The 26,931-nt window shown below is 30.7% G+C and carries 27 protein-coding genes; 14 read left to right on the plus strand and 13 right to left on the minus strand.

The window, feature by feature from the left end:
* The first annotated feature begins 1 nt into the window (after position 1).
* Genes FP421_RS10815 through FP421_RS10825 form a run of 3 tightly spaced genes read left to right on the plus strand, consistent with a single transcriptional unit; the run spans position 2 to position 3,064 of the window.
* Entirely contained in the window at positions 2-1,039 is a 1,038-nt protein-coding gene (locus FP421_RS10815) for an o-succinylbenzoate synthase (protein WP_159950500.1), read from the plus strand.
* Positions 1,040-1,041: 2 nt separating this feature from the next.
* Positions 1,042-2,019: a CPBP family intramembrane glutamic endopeptidase gene (locus FP421_RS10820; protein WP_159950502.1), complete on the plus strand. Its 978-nt coding sequence runs from the start codon at positions 1,042-1,044 to the stop codon at positions 2,017-2,019.
* Positions 2,003-3,064 (plus strand): AMP-binding protein, encoded by a 1,062-nt coding sequence (locus tag FP421_RS10825; protein WP_201288837.1) that lies wholly within the window; start codon positions 2,003-2,005, stop codon positions 3,062-3,064. Before FP421_RS10820 ends, FP421_RS10825 begins: the two co-directional genes overlap by 17 nt.
* A 265-nt stretch (positions 3,065-3,329) precedes the next feature.
* Here the strand turns inward: FP421_RS10825 and FP421_RS10830 are convergent, their stop codons facing one another.
* From FP421_RS10830 to FP421_RS10845, 4 genes are read right to left on the minus strand one after another with little or no spacing between them, the layout of a single operon-like run.
* Positions 3,330-4,226 carry a Ppx/GppA phosphatase family protein gene (locus tag FP421_RS10830; RefSeq protein ID WP_159950504.1) on the minus strand — a complete coding sequence of 299 codons (897 nt, stop codon included), beginning with the start codon at positions 4,224-4,226 and terminating at the stop codon, positions 3,330-3,332.
* Positions 4,227-4,230: 4 nt separating this feature from the next.
* Positions 4,231-4,719: a SixA phosphatase family protein gene (locus FP421_RS10835; RefSeq protein WP_159950506.1), complete on the minus strand. Its 489-nt coding sequence runs from the start codon at positions 4,717-4,719 to the stop codon at positions 4,231-4,233.
* A 34-nt stretch (positions 4,720-4,753) separates the two neighbouring features.
* Positions 4,754-5,401 (minus strand): pyridoxamine 5'-phosphate oxidase, encoded by a 648-nt coding sequence (pdxH, locus tag FP421_RS10840; RefSeq protein WP_159950508.1) that lies wholly within the window; start codon positions 5,399-5,401, stop codon positions 4,754-4,756.
* Positions 5,394-6,836, minus strand: a complete 1,443-nt coding sequence (locus tag FP421_RS10845) for a sodium:solute symporter (RefSeq protein ID WP_159950510.1) — start codon at positions 6,834-6,836, stop codon at positions 5,394-5,396. Before FP421_RS10845 ends, pdxH begins: the two co-directional genes overlap by 8 nt.
* A gap of 102 nt (positions 6,837-6,938) precedes the next feature.
* Here FP421_RS10845 and recR point away from each other — a divergent pair, with 102 nt between their 5' ends.
* Positions 6,939-7,556, plus strand: a complete 618-nt coding sequence (gene recR, locus FP421_RS10850) for a recombination mediator RecR (RefSeq protein ID WP_159950512.1) — start codon at positions 6,939-6,941, stop codon at positions 7,554-7,556.
* Positions 7,557-7,558: 2 nt separating this feature from the next.
* On the opposite strand, the gene FP421_RS10855 is transcribed toward recR, so the two are convergent.
* From FP421_RS10855 to FP421_RS10875, 5 genes are all read right to left on the minus strand, one after another.
* Entirely contained in the window at positions 7,559-8,809 is a 1,251-nt protein-coding gene (locus tag FP421_RS10855; RefSeq protein ID WP_159950514.1) for a TCR/Tet family MFS transporter, read from the minus strand.
* Positions 8,810-8,849: 40 nt separating this feature from the next.
* Entirely contained in the window at positions 8,850-9,449 is a 600-nt protein-coding gene (locus tag FP421_RS10860; protein ID WP_159950516.1) for a CopD family protein, read from the minus strand.
* A 137-nt stretch (positions 9,450-9,586) separates the two neighbouring features.
* The gene (gene hemH, locus FP421_RS10865) at positions 9,587-10,609 is read right to left on the minus strand and encodes a ferrochelatase (RefSeq protein WP_159950518.1); all 1,023 of its coding nucleotides are present in this window, start codon (positions 10,607-10,609) and stop codon (positions 9,587-9,589) included.
* Between the two features lie 93 nt (positions 10,610-10,702).
* Positions 10,703-11,209 (minus strand): TrmH family RNA methyltransferase, encoded by a 507-nt coding sequence (locus tag FP421_RS10870; protein ID WP_159950520.1) that lies wholly within the window; start codon positions 11,207-11,209, stop codon positions 10,703-10,705.
* A gap of 28 nt (positions 11,210-11,237) precedes the next feature.
* The gene (locus FP421_RS10875; protein WP_159950522.1) at positions 11,238-12,122 is read right to left on the minus strand and encodes a helix-turn-helix transcriptional regulator; all 885 of its coding nucleotides are present in this window, start codon (positions 12,120-12,122) and stop codon (positions 11,238-11,240) included.
* 205 nt (positions 12,123-12,327) lie between these two features.
* On the opposite strand from FP421_RS10875, the gene hemA reads away from it, so the two are divergent.
* The 8 genes from hemA (at position 12,328) to hemF (ending at position 20,938) form a co-directional block, all read left to right on the plus strand.
* Positions 12,328-13,563, plus strand: coding sequence for a glutamyl-tRNA reductase (gene hemA / locus FP421_RS10880; protein ID WP_159950524.1), 1,236 nt, complete (start codon positions 12,328-12,330; stop codon positions 13,561-13,563).
* Between the two features lie 6 nt (positions 13,564-13,569).
* Complete coding sequence (hemC, locus tag FP421_RS10885; protein ID WP_159950526.1) at positions 13,570-15,165, plus strand: hydroxymethylbilane synthase; 1,596 nt, start codon at positions 13,570-13,572, stop codon at positions 15,163-15,165.
* Positions 15,166-15,248: 83 nt separating this feature from the next.
* A complete protein-coding gene (hemB, locus tag FP421_RS10890; RefSeq protein WP_159950528.1) occupies positions 15,249-16,217 on the plus strand; it encodes a porphobilinogen synthase in 969 nt (322 codons plus the stop codon).
* Positions 16,218-16,237: 20 nt separating this feature from the next.
* On the plus strand, positions 16,238-17,527 hold the full coding sequence (gene hemL / locus FP421_RS10895) for a glutamate-1-semialdehyde 2,1-aminomutase (RefSeq protein ID WP_159950530.1): 1,290 nt from the start codon (positions 16,238-16,240) through the stop codon (positions 17,525-17,527).
* Positions 17,528-17,599: 72 nt separating this feature from the next.
* Positions 17,600-18,625 carry a uroporphyrinogen decarboxylase gene (gene hemE / locus FP421_RS10900; RefSeq protein ID WP_159950532.1) on the plus strand — a complete coding sequence of 342 codons (1,026 nt, stop codon included), beginning with the start codon at positions 17,600-17,602 and terminating at the stop codon, positions 18,623-18,625.
* A 135-nt stretch (positions 18,626-18,760) separates the two neighbouring features.
* A complete protein-coding gene (locus FP421_RS10905; protein WP_159950534.1) occupies positions 18,761-19,507 on the plus strand; it encodes an EI24 domain-containing protein in 747 nt (248 codons plus the stop codon).
* Positions 19,504-20,043 carry a GNAT family N-acetyltransferase gene (locus FP421_RS10910; protein ID WP_159950536.1) on the plus strand — a complete coding sequence of 180 codons (540 nt, stop codon included), beginning with the start codon at positions 19,504-19,506 and terminating at the stop codon, positions 20,041-20,043. The genes FP421_RS10905 and FP421_RS10910 overlap by 4 nt, the downstream gene beginning before the upstream one ends.
* Positions 20,033-20,938: an oxygen-dependent coproporphyrinogen oxidase gene (gene hemF, locus FP421_RS10915; protein ID WP_159950538.1), complete on the plus strand. Its 906-nt coding sequence runs from the start codon at positions 20,033-20,035 to the stop codon at positions 20,936-20,938. The genes FP421_RS10910 and hemF overlap by 11 nt, the downstream gene beginning before the upstream one ends.
* A 50-nt stretch (positions 20,939-20,988) precedes the next feature.
* On the opposite strand, the gene FP421_RS10920 is transcribed toward hemF, so the two are convergent.
* Together FP421_RS10920 and FP421_RS10925 are read right to left on the minus strand one after the other, a co-directional pair.
* A complete protein-coding gene (locus FP421_RS10920) occupies positions 20,989-22,326 on the minus strand; it encodes a hypothetical protein (protein ID WP_159950540.1) in 1,338 nt (445 codons plus the stop codon).
* A gap of 11 nt (positions 22,327-22,337) precedes the next feature.
* Complete coding sequence (locus FP421_RS10925) at positions 22,338-22,916, minus strand: YceI family protein (RefSeq protein WP_159950542.1); 579 nt, start codon at positions 22,914-22,916, stop codon at positions 22,338-22,340.
* Between the two features lie 403 nt (positions 22,917-23,319).
* Between FP421_RS10925 and FP421_RS10930 the strand changes: the two genes are divergently transcribed.
* Positions 23,320-24,633 (plus strand): dihydrolipoamide acetyltransferase family protein, encoded by a 1,314-nt coding sequence (locus FP421_RS10930; protein ID WP_159950544.1) that lies wholly within the window; start codon positions 23,320-23,322, stop codon positions 24,631-24,633.
* A gap of 101 nt (positions 24,634-24,734) precedes the next feature.
* Positions 24,735-25,475 (plus strand): DUF6263 family protein, encoded by a 741-nt coding sequence (locus FP421_RS10935; RefSeq protein ID WP_159950546.1) that lies wholly within the window; start codon positions 24,735-24,737, stop codon positions 25,473-25,475.
* Positions 25,476-25,507: 32 nt separating this feature from the next.
* Here FP421_RS10935 and FP421_RS10940 read toward each other — a convergent pair whose 3' ends face one another.
* Both FP421_RS10940 and FP421_RS10945 read right to left on the minus strand, forming a co-directional pair.
* Positions 25,508-26,518, minus strand: coding sequence for a transglutaminase domain-containing protein (locus tag FP421_RS10940; protein WP_159950548.1), 1,011 nt, complete (start codon positions 26,516-26,518; stop codon positions 25,508-25,510).
* 4 nt (positions 26,519-26,522) lie between these two features.
* Positions 26,523-26,930, minus strand: a complete 408-nt coding sequence (locus tag FP421_RS10945) for a carboxypeptidase-like regulatory domain-containing protein (protein WP_159950550.1) — start codon at positions 26,928-26,930, stop codon at positions 26,523-26,525.
* Position 26,931 lies beyond the last annotated feature (1 nt).

The raw sequence follows: 26,931 nt of genomic DNA on the forward strand, positions 1-26,931 counted from the left end.
TTTGATAAAAGCTGAATACAAAAAATACATTCTTATTTTTAAAAATCCAAGTGGAACATCACGTGGAATTTTAAGAACCAAAGAAACGTGGTTTATCATTTTAAAAGAAGGTGATAAAATAGGTTTTGGAGAAACAGGTTTGTTTAGAGGTTTAAGTGTTGATAATGTTGCTGATTATGAAAAAAAACTAAACTGGGTTTGTGAAAATATCCACTTAGACTTAAATAAGTTATTGGTTGAATTGATTCATTTTCCTTCAATTCAATTTGGTTTAGAACAAGCTTTTTTATCTCTACAAAGCAATACTCCTTATGAGTTATTTCCTTCAGAATTTACAAGCGGAAAAGAATCCATTAACATAAATGGATTGGTTTGGATGGGAGACAAATCTTTTATGAAAAAACAAATACAAGAGAAACTAAAAACTGGTTTTTCTTGTATAAAGATGAAAATTGGTGCGATTGATTTTGATACAGAAGTAGATTTATTAAAATCCATCAGAAAAGAATTTTCATCCAAAGAAATAGAATTACGAGTAGATGCAAATGGTGCTTTTTCTTCGAATGAAGCTTTAGAGAAATTACAAATATTATCAGAATTAGAATTGCACTCTATAGAACAGCCCATTAAACAAGGACAGCTTCAAGAAATGGCACGTTTGTGTGAACAAACACCTTTGCCAATAGCCTTGGATGAGGAATTGATAGGGGTGTTTACAGAGGATAAAAAAAAGGCAATTATTAAAAGTATAAATCCTCAATATGTCATTTTAAAACCAAGTTTAATTGGTGGTTTTAAAGGGAGTAAAGAATGGATTAAATTTGCTGAAGAAAATAATACTAGTTGGTGGATTACATCAGCTTTAGAAAGCAATATAGGGCTAAATGCAATAGCACAATTTACCTACACTTTACAAAATAAAATGCCACAAGGTTTAGGAACAGGAGGTTTGTTTACAAACAATTTTGAAAGTCCGTTAGAAGTTAAAAACGGAAACTTAACGTATTGTAAAGGTAAAAAATGGAATTTTAATATATAACAATGAATTTTATACAACAAGCATATAAAGGAAATAGAGAATGGTACTTTTGGTTACTAACCCTTTTTTTAGCATTTATTGGCTGGCAAATAGTTGGGGTTATTCCTTTGTTTTTGGTAGCATTTAATGCATCTAGTGGTTTAGCAGAGTTTACCAAAGCTGCAGAAGATAGTTTTATGTCTTTAGGTATAAACAGTAATCTGTTTTTATTTTTAATAATTTTCTCTTTTGCTTGCGGATTATTATTGCTATTTGTTGGTGTTAAATACATCCATAAAAGAAGTATTACATCTCTAATTACAAGTAGAGACAAAATTGACTGGAATCGTATTAAATTCGGTTTTTTATCTTGGGGAATTCTTGCTGTAATAAGTATTGTCATAGGAATTTATCTTGCACCAGAGAATTATGTTTGGAATTTTAGAACTATTCCTTTCTTTACTTTGCTTGTGATCTCTTTTTTGTTTCTACCATTGCAAACAAGTTTTGAGGAATTATTATTTAGAGGATATCTAATGCAAGGAATTGGGGCACTTATTAAAAATCGATGGTTTCCATTAATTTTTACTTCGGTTTTATTTGGGCTGTTACATGGTGCAAATCCAGAAGTAGAAAAGTTAGGGTATATTTCTATGGTATTCTACATTGGTACTGGTTTTTTCTACGGATTAACTACACTTATGGATGAAGGTACAGAACTGGCTTTGGGTTTACATGCTGCAAATAATATTATTGCTGCATTTTTTGTGACTACAGATTGGACGGTTTTTCAAACAGATGCACTCTATATTGATACTTCAGAGCCATCTGTAGGTTGGGAAATGTTTTTTCCGGTTTTGGTTTTATATCCTTTAATGTTATTCTTTTTCTCCAAAAAATATGGATGGAAAAACTGGATGGAAAAGCTTACAGGTAAAATTGAACAGCCAATTTCTTTGAACAGTAATTCTATAATTTTAGATAATGTTGAAGCAGAATAGCTTCCATAAAGATTTTAAACTTAATAATAATTCATTTTCTTCTGTTGATGAACTATTGGCTTTTTCTTGTACTATTTCTGATGAGATTTATTCCTTTTTAAATAGTTGGTTTTCTAGTTCAAATACTATTTCTGTACAAACTTCAGGGTCAACAGGTATACCAAAACCCATTTTATTGAAAAAACAGCAGATGATAAATTCTGCTTTAGCTACAGGCGATTTTTTTGATACTAAAGAAAATACATTGGCACTTTTATGTCTATCACCAGCATATATTGCAGGTAAAATGATGTTGGTAAGAGCTATAACTTTAGGTTGGCATTTAGACGTAATTACACCAGATGCGAATCCTTTGCAGAACTTAGATAAATATTATGATTTCACTGCAATGGTCCCTTTACAGTTAAAAAACTCAATTACTTATTTATCTAATGTCAAGAAAATAATTGTTGGTGGAGGTGTAGTTTCAAATGAGTTACAAGATCAAATTCAAAACACAAAGTGTAAGGTTTTTGCAACTTATGGAATGACAGAAACTATAACGCATATTGCTATTAAACCATTAAATAATCAACCTGATGAAATGCTGAGTTGTGGTAAAAAATCTTTTTATGAAATATTGCCCAATATTCAAATTTATAAAGATAAAAGAGATTGTTTAGTTATTGAGGCACCAAAAGTTTCTGATGAAATCATATTTACAAATGATGTAGTTGATTTAATATCAGACACAAAATTTGAATGGTTGGGTAGACATGATCATGTGATTAATTCTGGAGGAGTTAAACTGTATCCAGAAAAAATTGAAGAAAAATTATCCAAAATCATCTCAAACCGTTTTTTTGTAGCTGGTATTCCTGATGCAGTTTTTGGAGAAAAACTAATTGTAATTATTGAGGGGCAAGAAATAGATTTGGACTTTAATTCAGTTAATTTATCAAAATTTGAAAAACCTAAAAAGGTTTATTTTATTCAAAATTTTAAAGAGACAATAACAAAAAAAATCCAACGTAAAAAAACATTGGATTTAGTTTTTTTTGGTTAAAGTATTAGTAAGTAGTCTCTTAAGTGTTATTTTTAAAATGGTTAATTTCTTTTATATCAATAAAGATTAATGAGATTTTTAATTAAGAATATGTGAATTTGTTTAGCAAAGTCTTGTTTTAAATAGGAAAACTATATTATATTTGAATTTTAATTAAGGATTTTATATGTAATAACGATATTAGGGGGTTTAACTTATTGCATTAAATTCAATAAAAAAGTCGTGATCTAAATCACGACTTTTTGCTTCTTATAAAGTAAAAAAACTAAATTTTATTATAAAATAAGCTTTTAATAATACCATCTGAAAGTCCTATTTTTGGGACGTATATTTTTCTTGCTCCACTCCATTTCATAGCAGATAAATAGATTTTTGTTGCTGGTATAATAACATCTGCTCTATCTGGATTTAAACTTAACTCAGAAATTCTTTGTTCGTAAGTCATTTGTTTTAAAAATTGATATTGCGCTCCTAGATATATGTAAGAAATAGGTTTTCCTTCAGATCTACCAGACATTTTAAATAATTTGTTAATGTTGCCTCCAGAACCAATTAGAGATATTTTCTTAAGTCCTTTAGTATTCTTTTTTATCCATTTTTCAACATCAGCAAAAATTTCTTTGTTCACAGATTTTTTATTGTTTATTAAACGAACTGTACCCATTTTAAAAGATTTTGAAGCAATGATTTTACCATCAGAAAAAATAGTAAATTCTGTACTACCACCTCCAACATCAACATACAAATAAGATTTATGACCACTAATTAAATTATCTAAATCTGTAGATGAAATAATTGCAGCTTCTTCTTTACCGCCAATAATATCAATATTAATTCCTGTTTCTTTGTTAATTCTTGCAACAACATCTTTTCCGTTAGCAGCTTCTCTCATAGCAGAAGTTGCACAGGCTTTATAACGTTCAACACCATGAACATCCATGAGTAATTTGAAAGCGCTCATAGCATTAACCATTCTTATTTGGTTTTTCTCACTGATTTGACCACCAACAAAAGCATCTGCACCTAAACGAATAGGTACACGAATTAATGCAGATTTTTTAAACTGAGGTTCTTTGTCATCAGAAACGATAACATTAGATACCAATAATCTTATGGCGTTAGAACCAATATCTATGGCCCCGTATTTTTTAATTTCTAACAAACTTCTATTTATGATTTTTAGGAAATTCTATCATAAAAGTTTTACCTTTTTTGATGTTTTTCCAGTGTTTTTCATCAAATTTAATTCCAATAATTCCACAAGTAGTTACGTGTGGAATCGGTTTGTTTCCAAACTTATTTACAAAAGTATTAATTCCGTGGTCATGACTAAAAATAATTGCCGAATTGAATCCATCATCTAAAGCACAAACCGTTTTTACCAAATAGCCATCACTAAAACTATACAATTGCCTGTTAATTTGTAAGTTGGCTAATGGATAACCTAAATTTTCACAAAAAATAACGGCAGTATGTAGTGCTCTATTTGCACTGCTAGACACAAAAACGTCAGGTCTTTTAACTTTTTTGCTTAAAAATTTAGACATTAAATGCGCATCTTTTATTCCTCTTTTTTTTAGAGGCCTATCAATATCTTCTATACCAGCGTATTCCCAGGAAGATTTTGCATGTCTAACAATGTATAAAGTTTTCATTCAATTTTGATTGTTGATGTGTAAATATAAAAATTTATGGAGCTAATCGTTCTAATTTCCAAGAAAAATCTTTTTCTAAAGTATATCGAATTCTATCGTGCATTCTGTTAGGTCTCCCTTGCCAAAACTCTATAGAAATCGGTTTTACGAGATAACCACCCCAATGAGGAGGTCTTTCAATTTCTTTACCTTCAAAATTTCTTTCAAACATTTTTAAGTTTTTATCCAATTCCTCTCGTGAAGAAACTACTGTACTTTGATTAGATGCCCAAGCACCTAATTTACTTCCATCAGGTCTTGACTCAAAATAACCATCAGAAAGGTTTTCTGCTAATTTTTCTGCTTTACCTTTAATAATGATTTGCTGCTCTAAAGCAGGCCAAAAGAAGGCCAAACAAATGTTATTATTTGCTGCAATTGCTTTTCCTTTTTCTGATGTATAGTTGGTGTAAAAAATAAAACCCTCCCAAGTAACTCTTTTTAATAGAACCACTCTGTTTTTTGGGAAACCGTCTAAACCTAAAGTAGAAACATGCATAGCATTGGTTTCTTCTACGGAATTAGATTCATCAGCATTTCTAAACCAGGTTTGAAATAATTCCATAGGATTTTCAGGACAATTGCTCTCTAAAAGTTCTTGTTTTTCGTATGATTTACGGTAGTTTGATAAGTCTTTAGCCATTTACTTTTCTTTTAAACAAAGATAATCCAATAAAGGTTAAAAAACCATTTAATATTAAAACGAAAAAACCAAAATCGAAATTAAAAAATTGTAAACTATGATAACTAATAATGAAAGTTAAAACAGGGGCTAACAAACAAATAAAAGGTACCATTTTGTCTTTTACATTCACTTTGGTAAAGAGTCCAAAAGCATATAAACCTAATAATGGGCCATAAGTATAACCTGCTGCTTTAAAAATATTGGCAATCACACTTTCATCTGCAATAAAATATTTAAAGATTAAGATGATCAACACTAAAACTATAGAAAATACGATGTGAATTTTCTTTCTAATTTTTTCTTGGCGTTTTTTATCCTCTTTTTTATCAATCTCTAGGATGTCTATACTAAAAGAAGTGGTTAAAGATGTTAAGGCAGAATCTGCACTTGAGTATGCAGCAGCAATTAATCCCAATAAAAAGAATAGGGCAGTAGCTAACCCTAAATTTCCTTGCGTAGCAATTAATGGAAAGAGTTGGTCTTTGTGCGCATCAATCCCATTTTTTTGAGCATAATCTGTTAGTAAAACTCCCAAAGCTAAAAAGAAAAAATTAACAATGACTAACACAATAGTAAACCAAAACATGTTTTTTTGAGCATCTTTTAAGTTTCTGCATGTTAGGTTTTTTTGCATCATATCTTGATCTAAACCTGTCATCACAACTGCAATAAAAGCACCTGATAAAAACTGTTTCCAAAAATAATTTCCTGCACTAACATCATCAAAAAAGAATATCTTAGAAAGTTTGCTTTCTGATACATAGCTAAATAAACTATCAATTTGCATTTCATCAGAAATAGTATAAATACAAACGCCTACTGCTATTAACATGAATAAAGTTTGTAAGGTATCTGTCCAAACAATCGTTTTAATTCCTCCTTTAAAAGTGTACAGCCAAATCAATAAAATAGTGATAGAAACTGTTACCCAAAACGGAATTCCATAGGCATCAAACAAAATAACTTGTAACACATTTGCAACTAAAAACAACCTGAAAGCTGCTCCAATTGTTCTAGAAAGTAGAAAGAAACTTGCTCCGGTTTTGTAAGAATATCGTCCAAAACGATCTTCTAAATAGGTGTAAATTGATGTTAGGTTTAGTTTGTAATAGAGCGGTAGTAGAATCAATCCAATAATAGCATAACCAACTACATAACCCAAAACCATCTGAAAATAACTCATGCTTTGTGCTTCTACCCAACCAGGAACAGAGATAAAAGTAACACCAGAAAGTGATGCTCCAATCATTCCAAATGCCACCAAATACCATGGTGATGAGTTGTTGGCCTTAAAAAAAGTTTTATTATCCGCAGATTTCCCTGTGATGAATGATATGAAAATCAACACTGAAAAGTAAGCTACAATTAATAGAATTATATATTGTGGTTGCATCTTTTAATTACGAATTATAAATTGTGAATTACGAATATAATCTATTTAAAAAATAATGCAATATTTTATAATTCGTAATTGATAATTCATAATTTAGCCACTATGGATTTTTCATCGAAATTGTTAGAAAATGCTGTGAACGAAGTGTCTCGTTTACCAGGAATTGGTAAAAGAACAGCCTTACGTTTGGTGTTGCATTTGCTAAAGCAACCTTCAGAACATACAAAGTATTTATCAGAGGCACTTTTGCATTTACGAAATGATGTAAAAACCTGCGAAAAATGCCATAATATTTCTGATACTATTTTATGTGATATTTGCCAAAACCCAAAAAGAAATGCAGAAATAGTTTGTGTTGTAGAAGATATTAGAGATGTAATGGCGATAGAAAGTACTTCTCAGTTTAATGGTTTGTATCATGTTTTAGGTGGAAAAATTTCTCCCATAGAAGGTATTGGTCCTCAAAATTTAGAAATAGATTCCTTGGTAAATAAGATAGAAAATGGAGAAATTAAAGAACTAATTTTCGCATTAAGTTCTACAATGGAAGGTGATACAACTAACTTTTACATCTTTAAACAAATAGAAAAATTTGAGATTACAACGTCTACGATTGCAAGAGGAATTTCTGTTGGTGATGAATTAGAATATGCAGATGAAGTTACTTTAGGTAGATCTATTGTGAATAGAATTCCTTTTGAGCAGAGCATAAAGGGTTGATTTTAATCTTTGTCTAAAACAACAGTTTTACTCATTTTAACTTTATGTTTTTTAAATGAATAAAATGCCATAAAAGCACTAATTATCATTAAAATTGCAGCCAGTAAAAATGGAGCTCCAGCAAACTCAAAAGGAGCATCATCATTTGTGAAATAATAAAAAATACCTGTCATTAAAGGTGGACCAACAATAGCAGAAGCACTCATTAAACTAGTTAATGTTCCTTGAATTTCTCCTTGTTCTGTTTCAGGAACTTGTATAGAAATTACAGCTTGTAAAGCGGGTCCTGCAATTCCTCCCAAACAATAAGGAATTAAAAAGACAAACATCATCCAGCTATCAGTAGCAAAAGCAAAAAGAAGCATTCCTAAACTGTATAAAAAGAAACCTACGTAAATACTTTTTTCATTACCTAATCTTGGGTTTATCCATCGTATTAAAACACCTTGAACCAAAGCAACACATAAGCCAATCATCCCTAAAGAAAGCCCAACCATTTTTTCATCCCAATTAAATTTATACATTGAAAAATAACTCCAATTGCTTTGAATAGCGTGAGAAGCTACATATAAAATGAACATTGCCAACACCAAACCAATTAGTTTTGGGTATTTTTTTAAACTTATAAAGCTACCAACAGGATTTGCTCTTTTGATGTTAAAATCTCTTCTTTTTTCTTTGGATAAAGATTCAGGAAGGATAAAATAACCGTACAGGAAATTGATAAAACATAAAACAGCTGTTGCGTAAAAAGGAACTCTTGCACCATATTGCCCTAGTAAACCACCAATAACTGGGCCAATAATAAATCCTAAGCCAAAAGCTGCTCCAATCATTCCAAAGTTTTTAGCTCTATTTTCAGGCGTGCTAATATCTGCAATATAAGCTGATGCAGTTGTGATGCTTGCACCAGTAACACCAGCTATAATTCGTCCAATAAATAACCAAGTAATTGTAGGTGCTAATGCTAGTAAGATATAGTCTAATGTAAATCCGAATAAAGAAATTAAAATGATAGGTCTTCGTCCATATTTATCACTTAGATTACCAACAACAGGCGCAAAAATAAATTGTGTAATGGCGTAGGCAAAAGTTAACCAACCACCAATTTTTGCAGCTTCACTAATATCACCTTGAATGAGTTCTTCAATCAAACCAGGAATTACAGGAATGATAATTCCCCATCCAATAACATCAATTAACATTGTGACAAAGATGAAACCTAAAGCAGCTTGCTTTTTATTTTTTTTCATTGGTGAGTTTGAGGTATCAAATAAAAGAATTATTATTCAATTAGTTGTCCTCAGTAGAAGTTTTATCAGTTTTTTTTAAGACCTCTTTTTCTGCTTTTTCCCAAGATTTCTTTTCTCTAATTTTCTTGTATAATCTTATAGCTAACATTAATACCACTCCAAAAAGTACAATACCTACAACACCCCAAACCCAGTTGATAGCACTTTTTAAAGTGACTAAAAAAACAACTGCAAAGAGAATTAATGTAGCTACTTCGTTCCAGATTCGTAATTGTAAAGCAGAGTATCTTATAACGTCATTTTGTAATTGTTTGTAGATTCTCTGACAAGAATAATGATAAAAGTATAATGCAAAAACAAATGCTAGTTTTACATGCATCCAAGGTTCAGATAAATAATACGGATTTTTATACAACATCCAAAAAGCAAAAAAACTTGCCAAAATAGCTGATGGCCAAGTAATAATATACCACAAACGTTTGCTCATTAATTTAAACTGAGTTTGTAATATTTTTTTGTCAGGTTGAGGTTTTTTCTCCGCTTCAACATGATAAATAAATAATCTAATTATGTAGAATAAACCTGCAAACCAAGTCACTACAAAAATAACGTGCAAAGCTTTTACGTATAAAAAATCCATAATATTATATTTAGTTTCAAAGTTTCAAAGTTTCAAAGTTTCAAGGTTGATATTTCTCCTATCGTCGAAATGACATTTGTTAGAAATTTTGATTTTTGCTAACTACTAACTACTAACTACTAACTACTAACTACTAACTATGAACTGCTAACCTCCCAGTCTTTTATCCAGTTTGCCATTACATCAACCCAATCGTCATTATCATTCATACAAGGTATGTGTTTGTAATCTGTACCACCAGCCTCTAAGAAATCTTCTTTTCCTTCCATGGCAATTTCTTCTAACGTTTCTAAACAATCAGAAACAAATGCAGGTGTAATTACGGCTAACTTTTTCTTACCTTCTTTCGGGAATTTTTCCAATTCAAAATCAGTGTAAGGTTTTAACCAAGGATCCTTTAGTAAGCGAGATTGAAAAGAGTTGCTCCAAGTACCTGCCTTTAAGTTTAGTTCTTTAGCAATGGCTTTTGTAGTTTCAAAACATTGGTGTCTATAACAAGTGTAATGAGCAACTGAATTACGTTCACAACAAGATCCATCAATTTTACAATGACTTTTTGTTGGGTCAGATTTCATAATATGACGTTCTGGAATTCCGTGATAAGAGAATAAAATGTGATCGTAATCAAAACCTTTTAAATGATTGGCAATGTTACTACTCATTGCTTTGATATAATCTGGTTCTTTGTAAAAAGGAGGCAAAGTATCTAAAATTACATTCGGATATTTTTCTGCTAAAATTTCTTCAGCTTTCGTTACTACAGTTTCATAAGAAGACATCGCATAATGCGGATATAAAGGAGCTAAAAAAATCTCAGTAACTCCTTTATCTACCAATTCTTTAATGCCTTTTTCCATACTCATAGAACCATAACGCATTGCCAAAGCTACAGGAATATCTGTTTTTTGTTTTACTTTTTCAGTAAATCGCTCAGAAATCACCACTAAAGGAGAGCCTTCATCCCACCAAATTTTTTTGTAAGCTGCTGCTGATTTTTTTGGTCTAAAGTTTAAAATGATTCCTTTAATTAAAATGTAGCGCTTCCAATACGGAATGTCAATAACGCGTTCATCCATTAAAAATTCATCTAAATATGTTTTTACATCTTTAATGTCTGTGCTATCTGGTGATCCTAAATTGTTTAATAAAACTCCTTTCATTTTTTTTCTGAATTTATTTCAGTATTTAATTTTGTTTTATGATTCTGAAGATGTCACCTTGAGCGCAGTCGAAAGGTTGTTTCAGAATCTTATTTATTTTTTTGCAAATTGATTGGTAATCTCATACAAACTAATTGCCAAACTATGGATTACATTCATTGACGAATTTCTTCCATACATTGGTATGGCAATCGTTTCGTCTACCAAATCGATGTTTTTAATTCCGTTACGTTCACTTCCCAAAAGTAAAACGATTTTCTCATGATTTTTAAAATTAAAATCTTGAATATTGATGCTTTTATCAGTAATTTCTATACCTAAAATTGTGTTTTCTTCTTCTTTTAATTGCTGAATTAATTGCTCAAAATCGTTATAAAAATCATGTTTTATTTGGTTGATGGTATTTCTAGCCGTTTTAACAACTTTTCTATTTTCTAAAGAAGGCGAATTCTCGTGAAAATAAATTTTTTCTACACCAAAACTTTCAGAAATTCGAAAACACATGCCAATGTTTTCAGGGGTTCTAATGGCATCACAAACAATGGTAATAGGAAATTGTTGCTGTTGATTTTCGATATCGTAATGCGTTAATTGTTTCACTCTTTAATGTTTAATTGTAAAAAACGTCTTATTGATTTAAGCTCATTACATATTTCTTTGGTGTAGTGCCAAACTTCTTTTTAAACGCAGCAATAAAGTGACTTGAAGTGCTATATCCTACTTTAATCCCAACTTCGTTTACATTATATTGATTGCTTTCTAGCAGCCTTCTAGCATGTTCCATTTTGTAATCAAGTAAAAAACTAAACACAGTATCTCCGTAAATTTGCTTAAAGCCTTCTTTTAGTTTTTTAATGTTTAATCCAATTTCATTTGCTAATTCTAGTAAACTTGGTGGTTCAGCCATTCTATCAATAATAATTTCTTTAGCTTTTCTAATTTTTAAAACATTTTGTTCATCCACCAAAAAAGGACAATACTCACCCTCAACGTTTTCATCTTTTTGAAAATGCAAACTTAACAATTCATAAACTTTTCCTTTTACATATAGTTCTCTTATGGAGCTGTTGATGTTAGAATTGATAATTTGTTGTAATACTATAGAAACTGTAGGTTTTATTTCTGTATCATCGTAATATTTTCTGTTACTATTTTCATCACTTAAAAAAGGAATATGACCAGACTCTTTAGAAAATAAAGAGTGAAATTTTTCAATAGAAATTAATAAAGAAACTAAAGTGGTTTTGGGTTGATTTTCTAAATGAATAGGTAATGTTCTTTGCGGATTGTATAATAGAATAGACCTATTGTCGAAAACATCAAAAGAATATGCACCATTATTGAATAAAAATTTAGAATTTCCTCTCAAACAAAAATGAATTTGAATAAAAGTGCTGTTGATAGCTCTTTCAAAAACTTGTGTTTCTTTGCTTTCGTTCTGAAAATGAAGTACATAAAAACCATCTTCTAGGATGATTTCATCAAAAGTACTTTCTCCGACATTTTTAAACATATATTTTTACAGAATTAGGATTCTTTTTATTTAGAATGATTCTATATAATAACACTATAAAACCTTGTGCCTACTGCAAAAATAAGGGTTTTTAGGTGTTTTTAAGTTAAAAAGTATCTAAAAAACATTTAGCGATATAAAAAGTACTTTAAGCGATGTTTTTTTTTAAATGAAGTTTATACTTTTGACCAACTTTTACAATAAGATGCAAGAGGTCAGGCAAGAGCACTTTTACAATATTGGGGTTAGTTACAAAAAAGCGGATGCTAACACACGTGGAAAATTTTCTTTATCTAAAGAAAACCAAAAAGCGTTGTTGAATTTAGCCAAAGAAAAAGGATTTGAAGGAATCTTTGTTTTGTCTACTTGTAACCGAACAGAAATTTCAGGTTTTGCAGAAAGACCTTGTCAGTTAATAGAATTGTTATGCGAATTTTCTGAAGGCACAATTCAAGAGTTTTCAAAAGTTTCAAATGTTTACAAAGACCAAGAGGCAATTCAGCAATTATTTAGAATTGGTACAGGTTTAGAAAGTCAGATTTTAGGAGATTATGAGATTGTAGGTCAGTTAAGGCAATCTTTTAAAATGGCAAAATCTTTAAAAACAACTAATGCCTATTCAGAAAGACTTATAAATTCTGTTCTTCAAGCAAGTAAAAGAGTAAAAAACGAAACAAGATTAAGTTCAGGAACAACTTCTGTTTCTTATGCAGCTGTGCAGTATATCATTAAAAACTTACCAGATTACAATTCTAAAAATATTTTAGTTTTCGGATTGGGTAAAATGGGCAAACATACTTGTAAAAATCTATCAGAATATACGCAAAACAAACAAGTGTGCTTGATTAATAGAACAGAAGAAAAAGCAACTGAGTTTGTAAAAGAACATGCTTCAATAAGAAAAGCATTAATTGAGAATTTATCTGAAGAGGTAGCTAAAGCCGATGTTTTAATTGTTTCTACAGGAGCTGATAAACCCACCATAACAACAACAAACATTTCTGAAAATAAAGAATTATTGATATTAGATTTGTCTATGCCAGAGAATGTTGCTAAAAACGTTTCTGATTTTGATAAGGTTACTTTGGTTAATGTTGATGAGTTATCAAAAATTACTGATGAAACTTTAGCTATTCGTCAAAAAGAAGTTCCTCTTGCAGAAGCTATTATTGAAACACATAAGGCAGAATTTAATAGCTGGTTAAATCACAGAAGATTTACACCAGCAATTGCTGCATTAAAACAATCATTAGAAAATATTAAAAAGGACGAGATTAATTTTCAAAAGAAAAAAATTGCTAATTTTGATGAAGATCAAGCAGAATTATTAACATCTCGTTTTATTCAAAAAATAACTACACAATTTGTGAAGCATCTTAAAGATGAAGAAACATCTGTTTCACAAAGCCTTCAAGTCATAAACAAGGTGTTTCAATCTTAAAAAAAGATGCAGAAAACAATTAGAATAGGTACTCGCGATAGCCAATTGGCGCTTTGGCAAGCTAATAAAGTACGCAAAGAATTAGCGGAATTAGGATATGAATCTGAGATTGTCCCTATTAAATCTACAGGAGATATCGTTTTAGATAAACCGCTCTACGAATTAGGAATTACTGGGATTTTTACCAAAAATTTAGATATTGCTATGTTAAATGGTGATATTGATATTGCTGTGCACTCTCTAAAAGATGTACCAACGGTTTTGCCAGAAGGTATTATTCAAGGAGCAGTTTTAAAAAGAGCAAACTACAATGATATTTTAGTTTTAAAAGACACTGAAGAATTCTTTGGACAACCAAATGGAATAATTGCAACAGGAAGTTTACGAAGAAAAGCAATGTGGTTAAATCGTTATCCAACGCATAAAGTAGAAGATTTACGCGGAAATGTAAATACGCGTTTGCAAAAATTAGAAGATAGTGAAACTTGGAACGGAGCTATTTTTGCTGCTGCTGGATTAGAAAGAATTGGTAAAAGACCCAAAGGAGCAATCAGTCTTTCCTGGATGATTCCTGCACCTGCCCAAGGTACAATTATGGTTGCATGTTTAGAAAAAGATGATTTTACAAAAGATGCTTGTGAGCAACTGAATCATTATGAAACACAAGTTTGTGTTGGTATAGAACGTGAGTTTTTGAATCAATTAGAAGGTGGTTGTACTGCACCAATAGGAGCTTTAGCTTATGTTGATGAGAAAACTGAAGAAATCAATTTTAAAGGAGTTTTACTAAAAAAAGACGGTTCCAAGAAAATTACAGTGACCAAAACCGCTAAAATGGGACGTCACCGTTTTTTAGCAAAAGATTGTGCAGATTATATAATTAATAGAGGTGGAAAAGAGTTGATGTTGGATGATATGGAGGGTGAAACTTTAGTAAGCCATAATGTATATTCCACTAAAAAATTATCAGAAGCTCAAAAGAAAACTTTGCCAAGTACAATTGGCATTGAAGATAGTGATTTTATTAAAATCCGTTTCAATAGAATTCCACCAAAAGTGATGAAAAACGAACTAGAAAATGTTATCATTACCAGTCAAAATGGGGTGGAAGCTATTTTGAATTCATTCACTAAAGATGAATTGAAGTTTAAAGACATTTATTGTGTTGGAAGAAGAACTAAAAAGTTGATTGAAAATAGAATAGGTAAAGTTACTCATGTGGCAAAAAATGCTAAAAAATTAGCAGAATATTTATCTACAGCATTAGAAAATAAAGAAGTTACGTATTTCTGTAGTGATTTACGTTTAGATATTTTACCAGCGTATCTACAAACTCACGATATTGTTGTAAATGAGGTTGAAGCTTACAAAACAATGCTAAGTCCTGTAAAAATTGATGATACTGTTTCTGGAGTTTTATTTTACAGTCCCTCAGGAATTGAGAGTTATTTAAAAGAAAATTCAAAAGATAAAATAGCATTTTGTATTGGAGAAACTACAGCAAAAGAAGCAAGAAAACATTTTGATAAAGTTGAAGTTGCCAATTTACCAAGTGTAGATTCGGTTTTAGAATTGGTGAAATCTCATTTTTCAGGAAATTAGGTATTTAAAAATGTCTCCTCGAGCGCAGTCGAGAGGTTAAATTAGTTCTCAACTGCGCTCGAACTGACAATAAGTTATAGTAAATGTTCAGAACAAGAAGACTTAGAAAACAAGAAGGAATTAGAAGATTGGTTAGAGAAACCAAGTTATCTGTAGACGATTTTATCTATCCACTCTTTATAGAAGAAGGTGAAAATATAGAAACAGAAATTGTTTCAATGCCAGGAATTAAAAGGTTTTCTTTGGATACGGTTTCTAAAGAATTAGATGAAGTAGTAGCCTTAAATATTCCTGCAGTTTTATTATTCGGAATTCCATCCAAGAAAGATGAGGAAGGTACAGAAACTTGGAACGATAATGGAATTATGCAACAAGCAATCCGTTTTATCAAAAAAAACTATCCAGATTTATATGTAATCACTGATGTTTGTTTTTGTGAATACACTTCTCATGGTCACTGTGGAATTATTCACGACAATGATGTAGATAATGATGCTACTTTAGTCAATATTGCAAAACAAGTCATTTCTCACGCTAAAGCAGGAGTAGATATGGTTGCACCTTCAGGAATGATGGATGGGACAATTGATATGATTCGTCAATCTTTAGACAATACAGGTTATCCAAATTTACCAATTATGGCATATTCTGTAAAATATGCATCAGCATTTTATGGTCCTTTTAGAGATGCTGCAGATTCTGCACCAACTTTTGGTGACAGGAGAACCTATCAAATGGATCCATCAAATAGAGATGAAGGAATGCGTGAGGCTACTTTTGATGATCAAGAAGGAGCAGATGTTTTAATGGTAAAACCAGCTTTGTCTTATTTGGATATCATTAGAGATTTAAAAAATAATTTTGATAGACCTATTGCTTGTTATAATGTAAGTGGAGAATATGCCATGGTAAAGGCAGCTGCAGAAAAAGGTTGGATTGATGGAGAAAGAGTTATGATGGAAAGTTTACTCTCAATGAAAAGAGCAGGAGCAGATATTATTATCACCTATTTTGCAAAGGAAGCAGCAAAAATACTAACAACTAAGAACTAAAGACTAATAACTAGCGAAGTATGAGTTTTAAAAAATCACAAAAATTATATACAAAAGGACTGCAACACTTAGTTGGAGCAGTAAATTCTCCAGTAAGAGCATTTGCTTCAGTTGGCGGAAATCCTTTATTTATCAAAAAAGCAAAAGGCAGTAAAATCGTTGACGTTGATGATAACAAATATGTGGATTTAGTATTGTCTTATGGTCCAATGATTTTAGGTCATCGTCATAAAAAAGTAGAAAAAGCTGTAAAAAATACTTTGAAAAAAGGGTATTCTTTTGGGGCTTCTACTGAAAATGAAATCAAATTAGCAAAAATAGTATGTGATGCTTTTCCAGGAATGGATAAAGTTCGTTTTGTAAATTCAGGAACTGAAGCTGTTTTAAGCGGAATTCGTTTAGCAAGAGCATTTACAGGAAAAGATAAAATCATAAAATTTTCAGGTTGTTATCATGGGCATCAAGATGCATTATTGGTAGCTGCAGGTTCTGGTTTAGCAACTTTAAGTTTACCAGGTTCTAAAGGAGTTCCAGAAGGAGCTGTAAAAAATACGTTGATTGCAGAATACAACAATTTAGAAAGTGTAAAAGCACATTTTGAGAAATACGATGACATTGCAGGTGTAATTATTGAACCTGTTGGAGGAAATATGGGGGTTGTAATTCCACAAAACGATTTTCTAAAAGAGTTAAAAGAATTAGCACATAAAAACGGAGCAGTTTTAATTGCAGATGAAGTAATGACAGGTTTCCGTTCAACTTTTGGAGGAGCTCAAGAAAAATTAGGAGTTGTTGCAGATATTACATGTTTAGGAAAAGTAATTGGAGGAGGTTTTCCAGTTGGAGCCTATGGAGCACGAAATGAAATTATGGAAAATGTAGCTCCTTTAGGAGGTATGTATCAAGCAGGAACATTGTCTGGAAATCCAATTGCAATGGCTGGCGGAATATCAACCTTAACAGAATTGAAAAAACAAAACCCTTATGACAAATTTGAGGAAATTGGTGGTATTATAGAGGTAATTCTATTAGAAACTGCCAAGAAATATAATGTTGATTTGTCTGTAAACAGATTTGGATCTATGTTAAATCCATTTTTCACAAAAACAAAGGTTACTAATTTTAAAGAAGCACAAACTTCAGATACCCAAAAATTTGCAGTTTTCTTTTGGGAAATGATTAAAAACGGTGTGTTTTTACCACCAAGTCAGTTTGAAGCTTGGTTTTTAAATTCGGCTATTTCAGAGAAAGATATAAAAGTGATTGCAGACGCAACTGATAAAGCCATGCAAAAAGTAGCAAATAGTTAAAAAGTTAATAGTAATAAAGTTAGAAAGTAACTTTTTAAACTTGCTACTTTCAAACTATTCAACTAGAGTATAATGATAAAAAACGATTTATTTTTAAGAGCATTAAAAGGAGAAACTGTAGAAAGACCTCCAGTTTGGATGATGCGTCAAGCAGGACGTTATTTGCCAGAGTTTATGGAAATCAAAAAAAAGTACGATTTCTTTACGCGTTGTCAAACTCCAGAATTAGCTTCAGAAATTACAGTACAACCTATCAGAAGATATGGTATGGATGCTGCCATTTTGTTTTCAGATATTTTGGTTATTCCGCAAGCCATGAATATTGAAGTGGAAATGAAACCAAATTTTGGACCTTATTTACCAAATCCAATTCGTTCTCAAAAAGATCTAGATGCTGTGATTATTCCAGACATTCAAGATTCTTTAGGCTATGTAATGGATGCTATTAAAGCAACCAAAGAAAAGTTGAATGATGAAATTCCGTTAATTGGTTTTGCAGGTTCACCTTGGACAATTTTATGTTACTGCGTGCAAGGTCAAGGTTCTAAAAATTTCGATAAAGCCAAAGAATTGTGTTTTACCAATCCTGTTGTTGCGCATAGTTTGTTACAAAAAATTACAGATACTACCATTGCGTATTTAAAAGCTAAAGTAGAAGCTGGTGTAAATGCAGTTCAGGTTTTTGATTCTTGGGGAGGCATGTTATCTCCAACAGATTATCAAGAGTTTTCTTGGCAATACATTCAGCAAATAATTGATGCTTTAAAAGATGATGCTCCAGTAATTGCATTCGGAAAAGGTTGTTGGTTTGCATTGGGCGATATGGCGAAATCTGGTGCTTCTGCATTAGGTGTAGATTGGACGTGTTCTCCAAGAAATGCACGTTATTTATCAGGAGGAAGAATAACATTACAAGGTAATTTTGATCCTTCAAGATTATTATCTCCACCAGCAGAAATTAAGAAAATGGTTGCTCAAATGATTCATGATTTTGGAAAAGACAGATATATCGTTAATTTAGGACACGGAATTTTACCAAACATTCCATTAGCCAATGCTAAGGCATTTGTAGATGCAGTAAAAGAGTATAAAAGTTAAAATATGGGCGTTCCCTAAAGGTCGCGCTTTCCATTATATCTTTTTAATTTGTCACCATGAGCGCAGTCTAAAGTTCTTGCTTTTGAAACAAATTAAAAAGGATGCCATTTCAATCGCTAACGCAAGCCAACGCTAATGATTAAAAATATACTTTCTGGAATACAAGGTTATGTTGGTGCTTTTACTTTATTGTCTAAATTAAAACTTTGGAAATATTTTGCAATTCCTATTTTAATTAGTGTCTTAACGGCAATTGTAATAGGAATTTTAGCTTACGGTTTGTCAGATAATATTGGTGATTTTTTAGCAAAAATTTGGATTTGGGACTGGGGTAAAGAAACCGTTACAAAGATTACCTCACTTGTTGGAGCAATCTTTGTTTTAGTCATTGGTTTAATTTTATATAAACATATTATTTTAGCATTGTCTGCTCCATTTATGAGTCCAGTTTCAGAAAAAATTGAAATTCATATTAATGGGGGTTTGCATCAAAATCATAGAAAATCAAGTTTTCAGGAACAATTAATAAGAGGAATTCGAATAAACTTTAGAAATTTAAGTAAAGAATTGTTGATTACAATTCCAATTTTATTATTGAAATTTATTCCGATAGTCAATATATTTTCTACTATTTTATTGTTTTTAGTGCAAGCGTATTATGCAGGTTTTGGAAATATGGACTACACCTTAGAACGTCATTTAAAATATAAAGAAAGTGTTGATTTTGTTGAGCGTAATAAAGGTTTTTCTATTGGAAATGGAATTGTATTTATATTATGCTTGTTAATTCCGGTAATGGGGATTATAATAGTTTTACCATTATCTGTTACAGCAGCATCAGTAAAAACGGTTGAGTTATTAAATAATCAAAAAGAGTTATGATAGTAAATTTTGGAGACCATGTTTTAGAATTACTCCAAGAAAAACATGCTTGGAGAATTTGTAACTTTATGGTATCCAATGAAGATAGATTTAAAACTTATTTCCCTGTTACTTTAGCTCAGAATTTAACTCCAGAATTGTCACAATTATTTGTAAAGCAAAAATTAAAAAGCTTTCAGAAAAAAGAAGAATTTGTTTTTGTTTTAAAGAATATTAAAGAAAGAACTATAGATGGAATCTTCTATATTAAAGATATTAATTGGGAAATAAAGCAAGGAGAATTAGCTTACGCGATTGGTTATGAAATAGAAAGAAAAGGTTTTACAACGAAAGTTGTACAAGTACTTTCTGATTATGCTTTTAAAGAATTGCATCTTACAAAACTTCAAATTATTACACATAAAACGAATATTGGTAGTGTAAAAGTTGCTGAAAAGTGTAATTTTACTTGGATTAGAACATTAGAAAAATCATTTACTCCAATAGGTTTAGAGCCTTTAGATATGGAATTATACGAATTACAAAATGAAAGATAAGTTTTACAAATACATAGAAAATCTTCAAGATACCATTACATCAACTTTAAAAAAAGTAGATGGAGTTGCAACCTTTCAAGAAGATCTTTGGAAAAGAGCTGAAGGAGGTGGAGGTAGAACTCGCGTTATCGAAAATGGGGGAGTTTTTGAAAAAGGAGGTGTAAACATTTCTAAAGTTTTTGGAGAATTACCTGAACCTTTAAGAAAACAATTTGGAGTGAAAGAGGGTGATTTTTTTGCATGTGGATTGAGTTTAGTGTTACATCCAAAGAATCCTTTTGTGCCAACAGTTCATGCAAATTGGCGCTATTTTGAAATGTATGATGCAAACGGAAATATTGTTACCCAATGGTTTGGTGGAGGGCAAGATTTAACACCTTATTATTTGTTTAATCAAGATGCCATTCATTTTCATCAAGTTTGTAAATCCGCTTGCGACAGACATCATCCTGAATTTTATTCCAAATTTAAAGAAACTTGTGATAATTATTTTTGGAACACCCATAGAAATGAAGCTCGTGGAATTGGAGGGTTATTCTTTGATTATTTAAAGGAAACTGATGAATTTTCAATAGAAGACAGATATAATTTTGTCACAGAAGTTGGGGATAGCTTTATAGAAAGTTATGTTCCAATCGTTAAAAAAAGAAAAGAACTTGATTATCATCAACAACATAGAGATTGGCAAGAAGTTAGAAGAGGTCGTTATGTAGAATTCAATTTAGTACACGATAGAGGTACGCTTTTCGGACTTAAAACAAATGGCAGAATAGAAAGTATTCTAATGAGTTTACCACCAATTGTGCAGTGGAAATACAATCATCAACCCAAAGAAAATTCTGAGGAAGCCAAACTGTTAGAGGTTTTGAAATCTCCAAAACAATGGGTCAAATAAAAAAAGGTTGCTTTTAGCAACCTTTTTTCAATTAATTCAAATATTCAAATTTAGAAACTGATCACAGCCTCAATAACAAAACCATCCATTGCTGCTCCAGATAATACTGCTGGAGTCCATGCGTTAGGAGACCAAGCAGATGTATCAGAATTATAGGTTTGTTTCACTAATTCAGCTTTCATTAAGATGTTTTTAGTCATAAACCAACCAGCACCAATGTTAGTTCTATTAATTTTTTGTTCGTTTGGTTTAGTTCCTCCTGCAGCATAATCAGCATTACCACTAACAGAATTGTATCTACCTGCTACATAAAATTGTCCTCGTTCTCCAAATCTGTATAATAATTCAGTGCCTAATTGCGTAAAAGAACCTTTTTCATTTCCTTCTACTCTGTTTCCTTTACTGGTTTCGTAAATTCCAAAAAATTCCCAGCCTTTGTATTGTATAAAAGGATTTATTTGGTAGGATGTATTATTTTTAAAACCAGGGTTAAATCTTCCAGAAAAGTCTCCACCAGAAACTAAGTTACCACCGTTGTTATAATTAAATAGGTTGTAGTATCTAGAACCAGCTCTATCGCCATTATATAAATGATCTCCATTGTTGTAGCCATTTTCAGCAATAAATGAACCTGTTAAACGAACTCTTAATGCTTCGTTAACTTGACGATCTAAACCTAATTTACCGTAAAAAGTAACTTTTAAATCCTTTTCTCCAACAATTGTAGTTGATTGCCAAGGTGTAATTACTTTGTCTACTGTTGGATTTAATAATCCGTTAGAAATACCAGCAACAATTAAGTAGTCTTTAGGTTGAAAAGTTAGTTCTACAAAAGGTTCTACTGTGTACGCATCCATAATGTAATTCCCAACAAAAGGGTTATAAATTGCCATGGCATTGTCTGATCTTCTAAAGTGTGCATCACCATAATTTAATTGGTCTACACCAACTCTAATGGTAGTAATGTCCATGAAACTTTTTAAGAAATCTTTTTTAATAAAATCTAATTTATCAATTTGAATGTGTCCTCCTTTTACCCAAGTTTCATTGTGGTGTCTAGAAGATAAAAAGGTTCTTAAATGCATTCTAACTCCATCTGCTAGTTGAACATCAAAGTTTAAGTTCGCGGTAGGTAAATTTACATTACTACCAATAGCGGTTAAACTGTTTGCGTCGTTAGAATGGTATAGTCCTTGAAATTGAATGGCAAAATCACCTCCAACTTTTACTTTTAGTTTTTCAAATTCTACATCATTATCTTTCTTAGTTTCAAAAACATTTAATCCATCGTAACCTGTCCCACGTAAGAATTGTATTTCTTGTGCATTTGAGCTCAATCCAAAGAGAGCAATAAATACTACTAATAATAAATTGTTTACTTTATTCATGATATTTGTGTTTAGTTAAATTTTAAATTGAATTCTATTGTTATTTCATCACCTGTTTTAATAGTTCCTAGTAATGCTCTTGGCGGTTTTATTCCAAAATCTGTCATTTTAAGTTGATGACTTCCTTTAAGAACTATTGTGTTGCCTAATTTGTTAATTTTTGTAACTACAGAAACATTTTTTGTTACACCAGCAATAGTTAAGTCTCCCATTAATTTAATGTCAATAAAATTTGTACTTTCATTAACTATTTCTCCTTTTTTAAATATGAAAGTAATTACTGGATGTTCTTTTGCCTTCAAAGCTTTGTAGGTAAGTTTATCCATTAATTTCTTACCACTTTTAATGCTTAATACTTCAACATTTACGTTTAAAGTTTCTATATCAACATCATTTAAATTGTTTACAACAAGTTTGGCTTCTGTTTTTTCTACACTGCTTTCCCAGTCATGAAGTGTAGAGGTTCCTTTGATTAATACAGTGCTAGGAAGTTTAATATTTAAACTCTCTGAAGTTTTTTTATTTTCTTGACCTACGATACTATTTATAGCAAATAAAAAATATAAAGCAACTATTATTTTTGTTTTCATAATATTCTAATTATTACTCAAAACTACATCGAATTTAGAGTTTAAAACATGATTAATATCATATGTTTTGAGATATTCTTAAAATTTATGGGAAAAATTAAGAATATTGTTATTTTAACTCCGTATTTAATGGGTTTATTGTAGTATATTAAATATATTTATAAAGGTCATAAATGTTCTTTATGTTTATTTGCTATTTGTTTTTTTGATAAAATACAGTTTGTTGTGTTTTTCGTAAAATATATAGTTTTAAAAGTTATTTTTGTGAAATAAATTAAATGTATTTCTTATTAATTTTAGAATAATGTAATTTTTTTAAAAAACAGGTTTTGTAAAAAAACAGGAATAACAGAAAAAATATCTTTCTTTTTTGTATTTTTGCAATCTGAAAAAATGACTAGAAATGGCAAGATTTGAATTAAAATTACCTAAAATGGGAGAAAGTGTTGCAGAAGCAACAATTACTTCTTGGTTAAAAGAGGTTGGTGATACTATTGAATTGGATGAGGCTGTTGTGGAAATTGCTACAGATAAAGTAGATTCTGAAGTTCCGTCTGAAGTAGAAGGTACTTTGGTAGAAGTTATGTTTCAGAAAGATGATGTTGTTGCAGTTGGAGAAACAATTGCTGTTATAGAAACAGAAGGAGAGATATCTAGTGATCAGTCAATTATTGATGAAGTTGAAGCCCCTGATGAAGTTGCAGAAGTTGAAAAAACTATTGAAAAAGCCACTGAAGTTGTTGCAGCGCCTATAACTAAAACTTCAGATTCTGGTAAGTTTTATTCTCCATTGGTTAGAAACATAGCCCAAACAGAAGGTGTTTCTATGCAAGAGTTAGAAACTATTTCTGGTTCTGGAAAAGATGGTAGAGTTACAAAAGAAGATATTCTTTCTTACATAGAAAACAAAGAAAAAGCTCCTCAAAAAGAAGTTGTACCTGCTAAGGTTGAGGCTCCAAAACCTAAAGAAAAAGTTACAGCAAAAGCTGCTCCTGTTTCTGTAAATGGTGAAGATGAAATCATTGAGATGAGCAGAATGGGTAAATTGGTTGCAAAACACATGGTAGATTCTGTTCAGACTTCTGCTCATGTGCAATCTTTTATAGAAATTGATGTAACTAATATAGTGAAATGGCGTAATAAAGTTAAAGATGCATTCTTGAAAAGAGAAGGTGAGAAGTTAACTTTTACTCCAATTTTTATGCAAGCAATTGCATCAACTATAAAAAAGTATCCACTAATTAATATTGCTGTTAGTGGAGATTCCATTATTAAAAAGAAGAATATTAATTTAGGGATGGCTGCAGCTTTACCTGATGGAAACTTAATTGTTCCTGTTATCAAAAATGCAGATCAACTGAATTTAGTAGGCATGACAAAATCTGTAAATGATTTGGCAAACAGAGCAAGAAAAAATGCTTTAAAACCAGATGAAATTCAAGACGGAACATATACCGTAACAAATGTTGGTGGTTTTGGTTCTATAATGGGTACACCAATTATCAATCAACCACAAGTGGCTATTTTAGCATTAGGAGCAATTCGTAAAGTGCCTGCTGTAATAGAAACTTCCGAAGGAGATTTTATTGGTATTAGACAAAAGATGTTTGTTTCTCATTCTTACGATCATAGGGTTGTGAATGGAGCTTTAGGAGGTATGTTTATTAAAACATTAAAAGAAATTTTAGAATCCTGGGATATAAATCAAGATTTCTAACATTCTACAAATATTAAAATCATATAAAAAAACGCTTGAAATTTCAAGCGTTTTTTGTTTTTAAAAATTATATTCGTTGAAAATTTAAATAAAATAAATAAATGAAAAAACTTCTAGTTTTATTTCTAGTTACTGTAAGTTTTGCAGTTCAGAGTCAAGATCAAGAATCAGTATTATTAAGATTTAATTACAATAAAGGTGATAGTTATATAATTAACATGACTTTAAATCAAGAGATGGGGGCTTTAATGGCTAGTGACATGAATTTTGTAATGTCTCAAAAAATTATTGCTACAGATACAGATACATTTGATAGTGAGATGAAAATTGAAAAAATAGTGATGCAAATTGTGCAATCTGGAACAGAAGTAAATTATGACTCATCTAAAAGTGATGACGAATTGGACGCTACTGGGAAAATGATGAAATCTCAAATGGGGCCTATGATGCAAGCTTTAATTACAATGAAAAGTAATAATTTAGGAGAAGTTATAGAAACAAAGGTAGAGCCAAACGTAGCTGGTTTAGAAGATATGTCTAATCAGTCTAATAATATAGTTTATCCTAAAAAACCTATTTCTGTAGGAAGTAGTTGGGATATGACTAAAACTGAAAAAGGTATGGAAATGAAGTTTACTTATACGGTAAAATCAATTACATCTGATTTAGTTGTGTTGGAGATTACAGGTACTGTTAGTGGTTTGGGGAAAGGAACTATATCTGGAAAAATGAATATTGATAAAGATTCAGGAGTTTTAAATTCTTCTAACATTGATATGGATATGACTGTTTCAGGTCAAAAGTTATTAACAAAGGTCACAGCAACCATGACCAAACAATAATCGAATAAAAACCTCAGAATTTTCTGAGGTTTTTATTTTACTACTTTAAAAGTATATGTTGCTATAATATCATCACCGATATAGAAATGTAGATCATAAAACCCTCTCTTTTTAAAAGTATGTTTTAATGTTAGTGAATTTTTATCAAGAGAAACCAAAGGTTTTACTGTCCTCTCAGAAACGCTATTTGTAAAAATAAATTTTACCTTTCTTAAATTAATAGATTTTTTTAGGAGGTATTCAAAGGTAAATTCTTGATTTTTATGAACCTCATGATACATTTTTTTAGGATTAATATGATCAGATAAAATAGTATATGCTTTAGCATACAATACTGGCATTTCTACAAATTCATTAAAATTTGGTGTATTAGGAGCTAAAAGAGAATGCTCTTTAGATAATGGAAAATGATTGAAAAAGAATATTTTAGGTTCTGTTAAGAAATATCCATTATCATAATTGAAAATAAATTTACCTTCTTCTGGGTAAGAAATTCCTGTAGACCAAGTAGGGTCACACAAATACCATTTGTTATTTAACTTTACTAAATTCCAAGTGTGATTTGCATAAGCCAAATCTTCTTCATCCATTGTGCTTGTTCTACCAGAACCATTTACCATAATAGATTTTATACCTGTAATGGCACACATTTCTTTTAGTAAATAAGCATAACCAGTACAGATGGTTCTTTTTCTCTTTAGTAACTTTTTAAATAGGATGTTTTTAAAACGAGAATTCCATTTTTCTAACTTAATAGAATCGTTTTTAAAACGTTTTCTTTTTCGATTATTTTTAGAATATAAGCGGAAATCGTTTGCGATATTATGTGTAATCCAAATGTAGATTGCACGAAACTTTTCTACATCTGTATCTAGTCTATTAGTAAGTGCAGATGTAATTTTATTAAGGTCGTTTAAATTCTTGCTTTTGTAAGTTTTAGCAATGTTGTCAGCTCTTGAAAAATTGATGTGCTTAAAATCTGATTCTTGAGAAAAACCTTTATATATTACAATAAGAAATAGTAAAACCCCAAACTTATGCATCTAATTATTGCTTTGGGCGTTTAGATTTATAGCGTTTATTAGAGTTTAAAGCACCCAGCATTTCAATACTTTCTTCTTTTAAAACCACAGTAATAAATGTAGATTTCTCACTGATTTTAATTTGTTTTTTTATGTATCCTAAGTAAGAAAATACTAGAATATCTCCTTTTTTTAATTTTTTAGGAAATGTAAATTCACCTTTTTTGTTTGTTGTTGTAGCAAAATTGGTTCCTTTTAAATAAACAGAAGCTTCCATTAATGGTTCTATTTCTGTTTCTACGTTTCCTTTTACAATACCTTTTACGGTAATTTCTTGAGCTTGTGCAATACTAGAGAAAAAGAATAAAGCAAAGAATAAACTTAAGAGAGTAAATGTGCTTTTTTGTAAAGTTAATGTTTTAGTAGTTTTCATA

The organism is Polaribacter septentrionalilitoris (genome assembly GCF_009832745.1).
Lineage (GTDB): Bacteria > Bacteroidota > Bacteroidia > Flavobacteriales > Flavobacteriaceae > Polaribacter > Polaribacter septentrionalilitoris.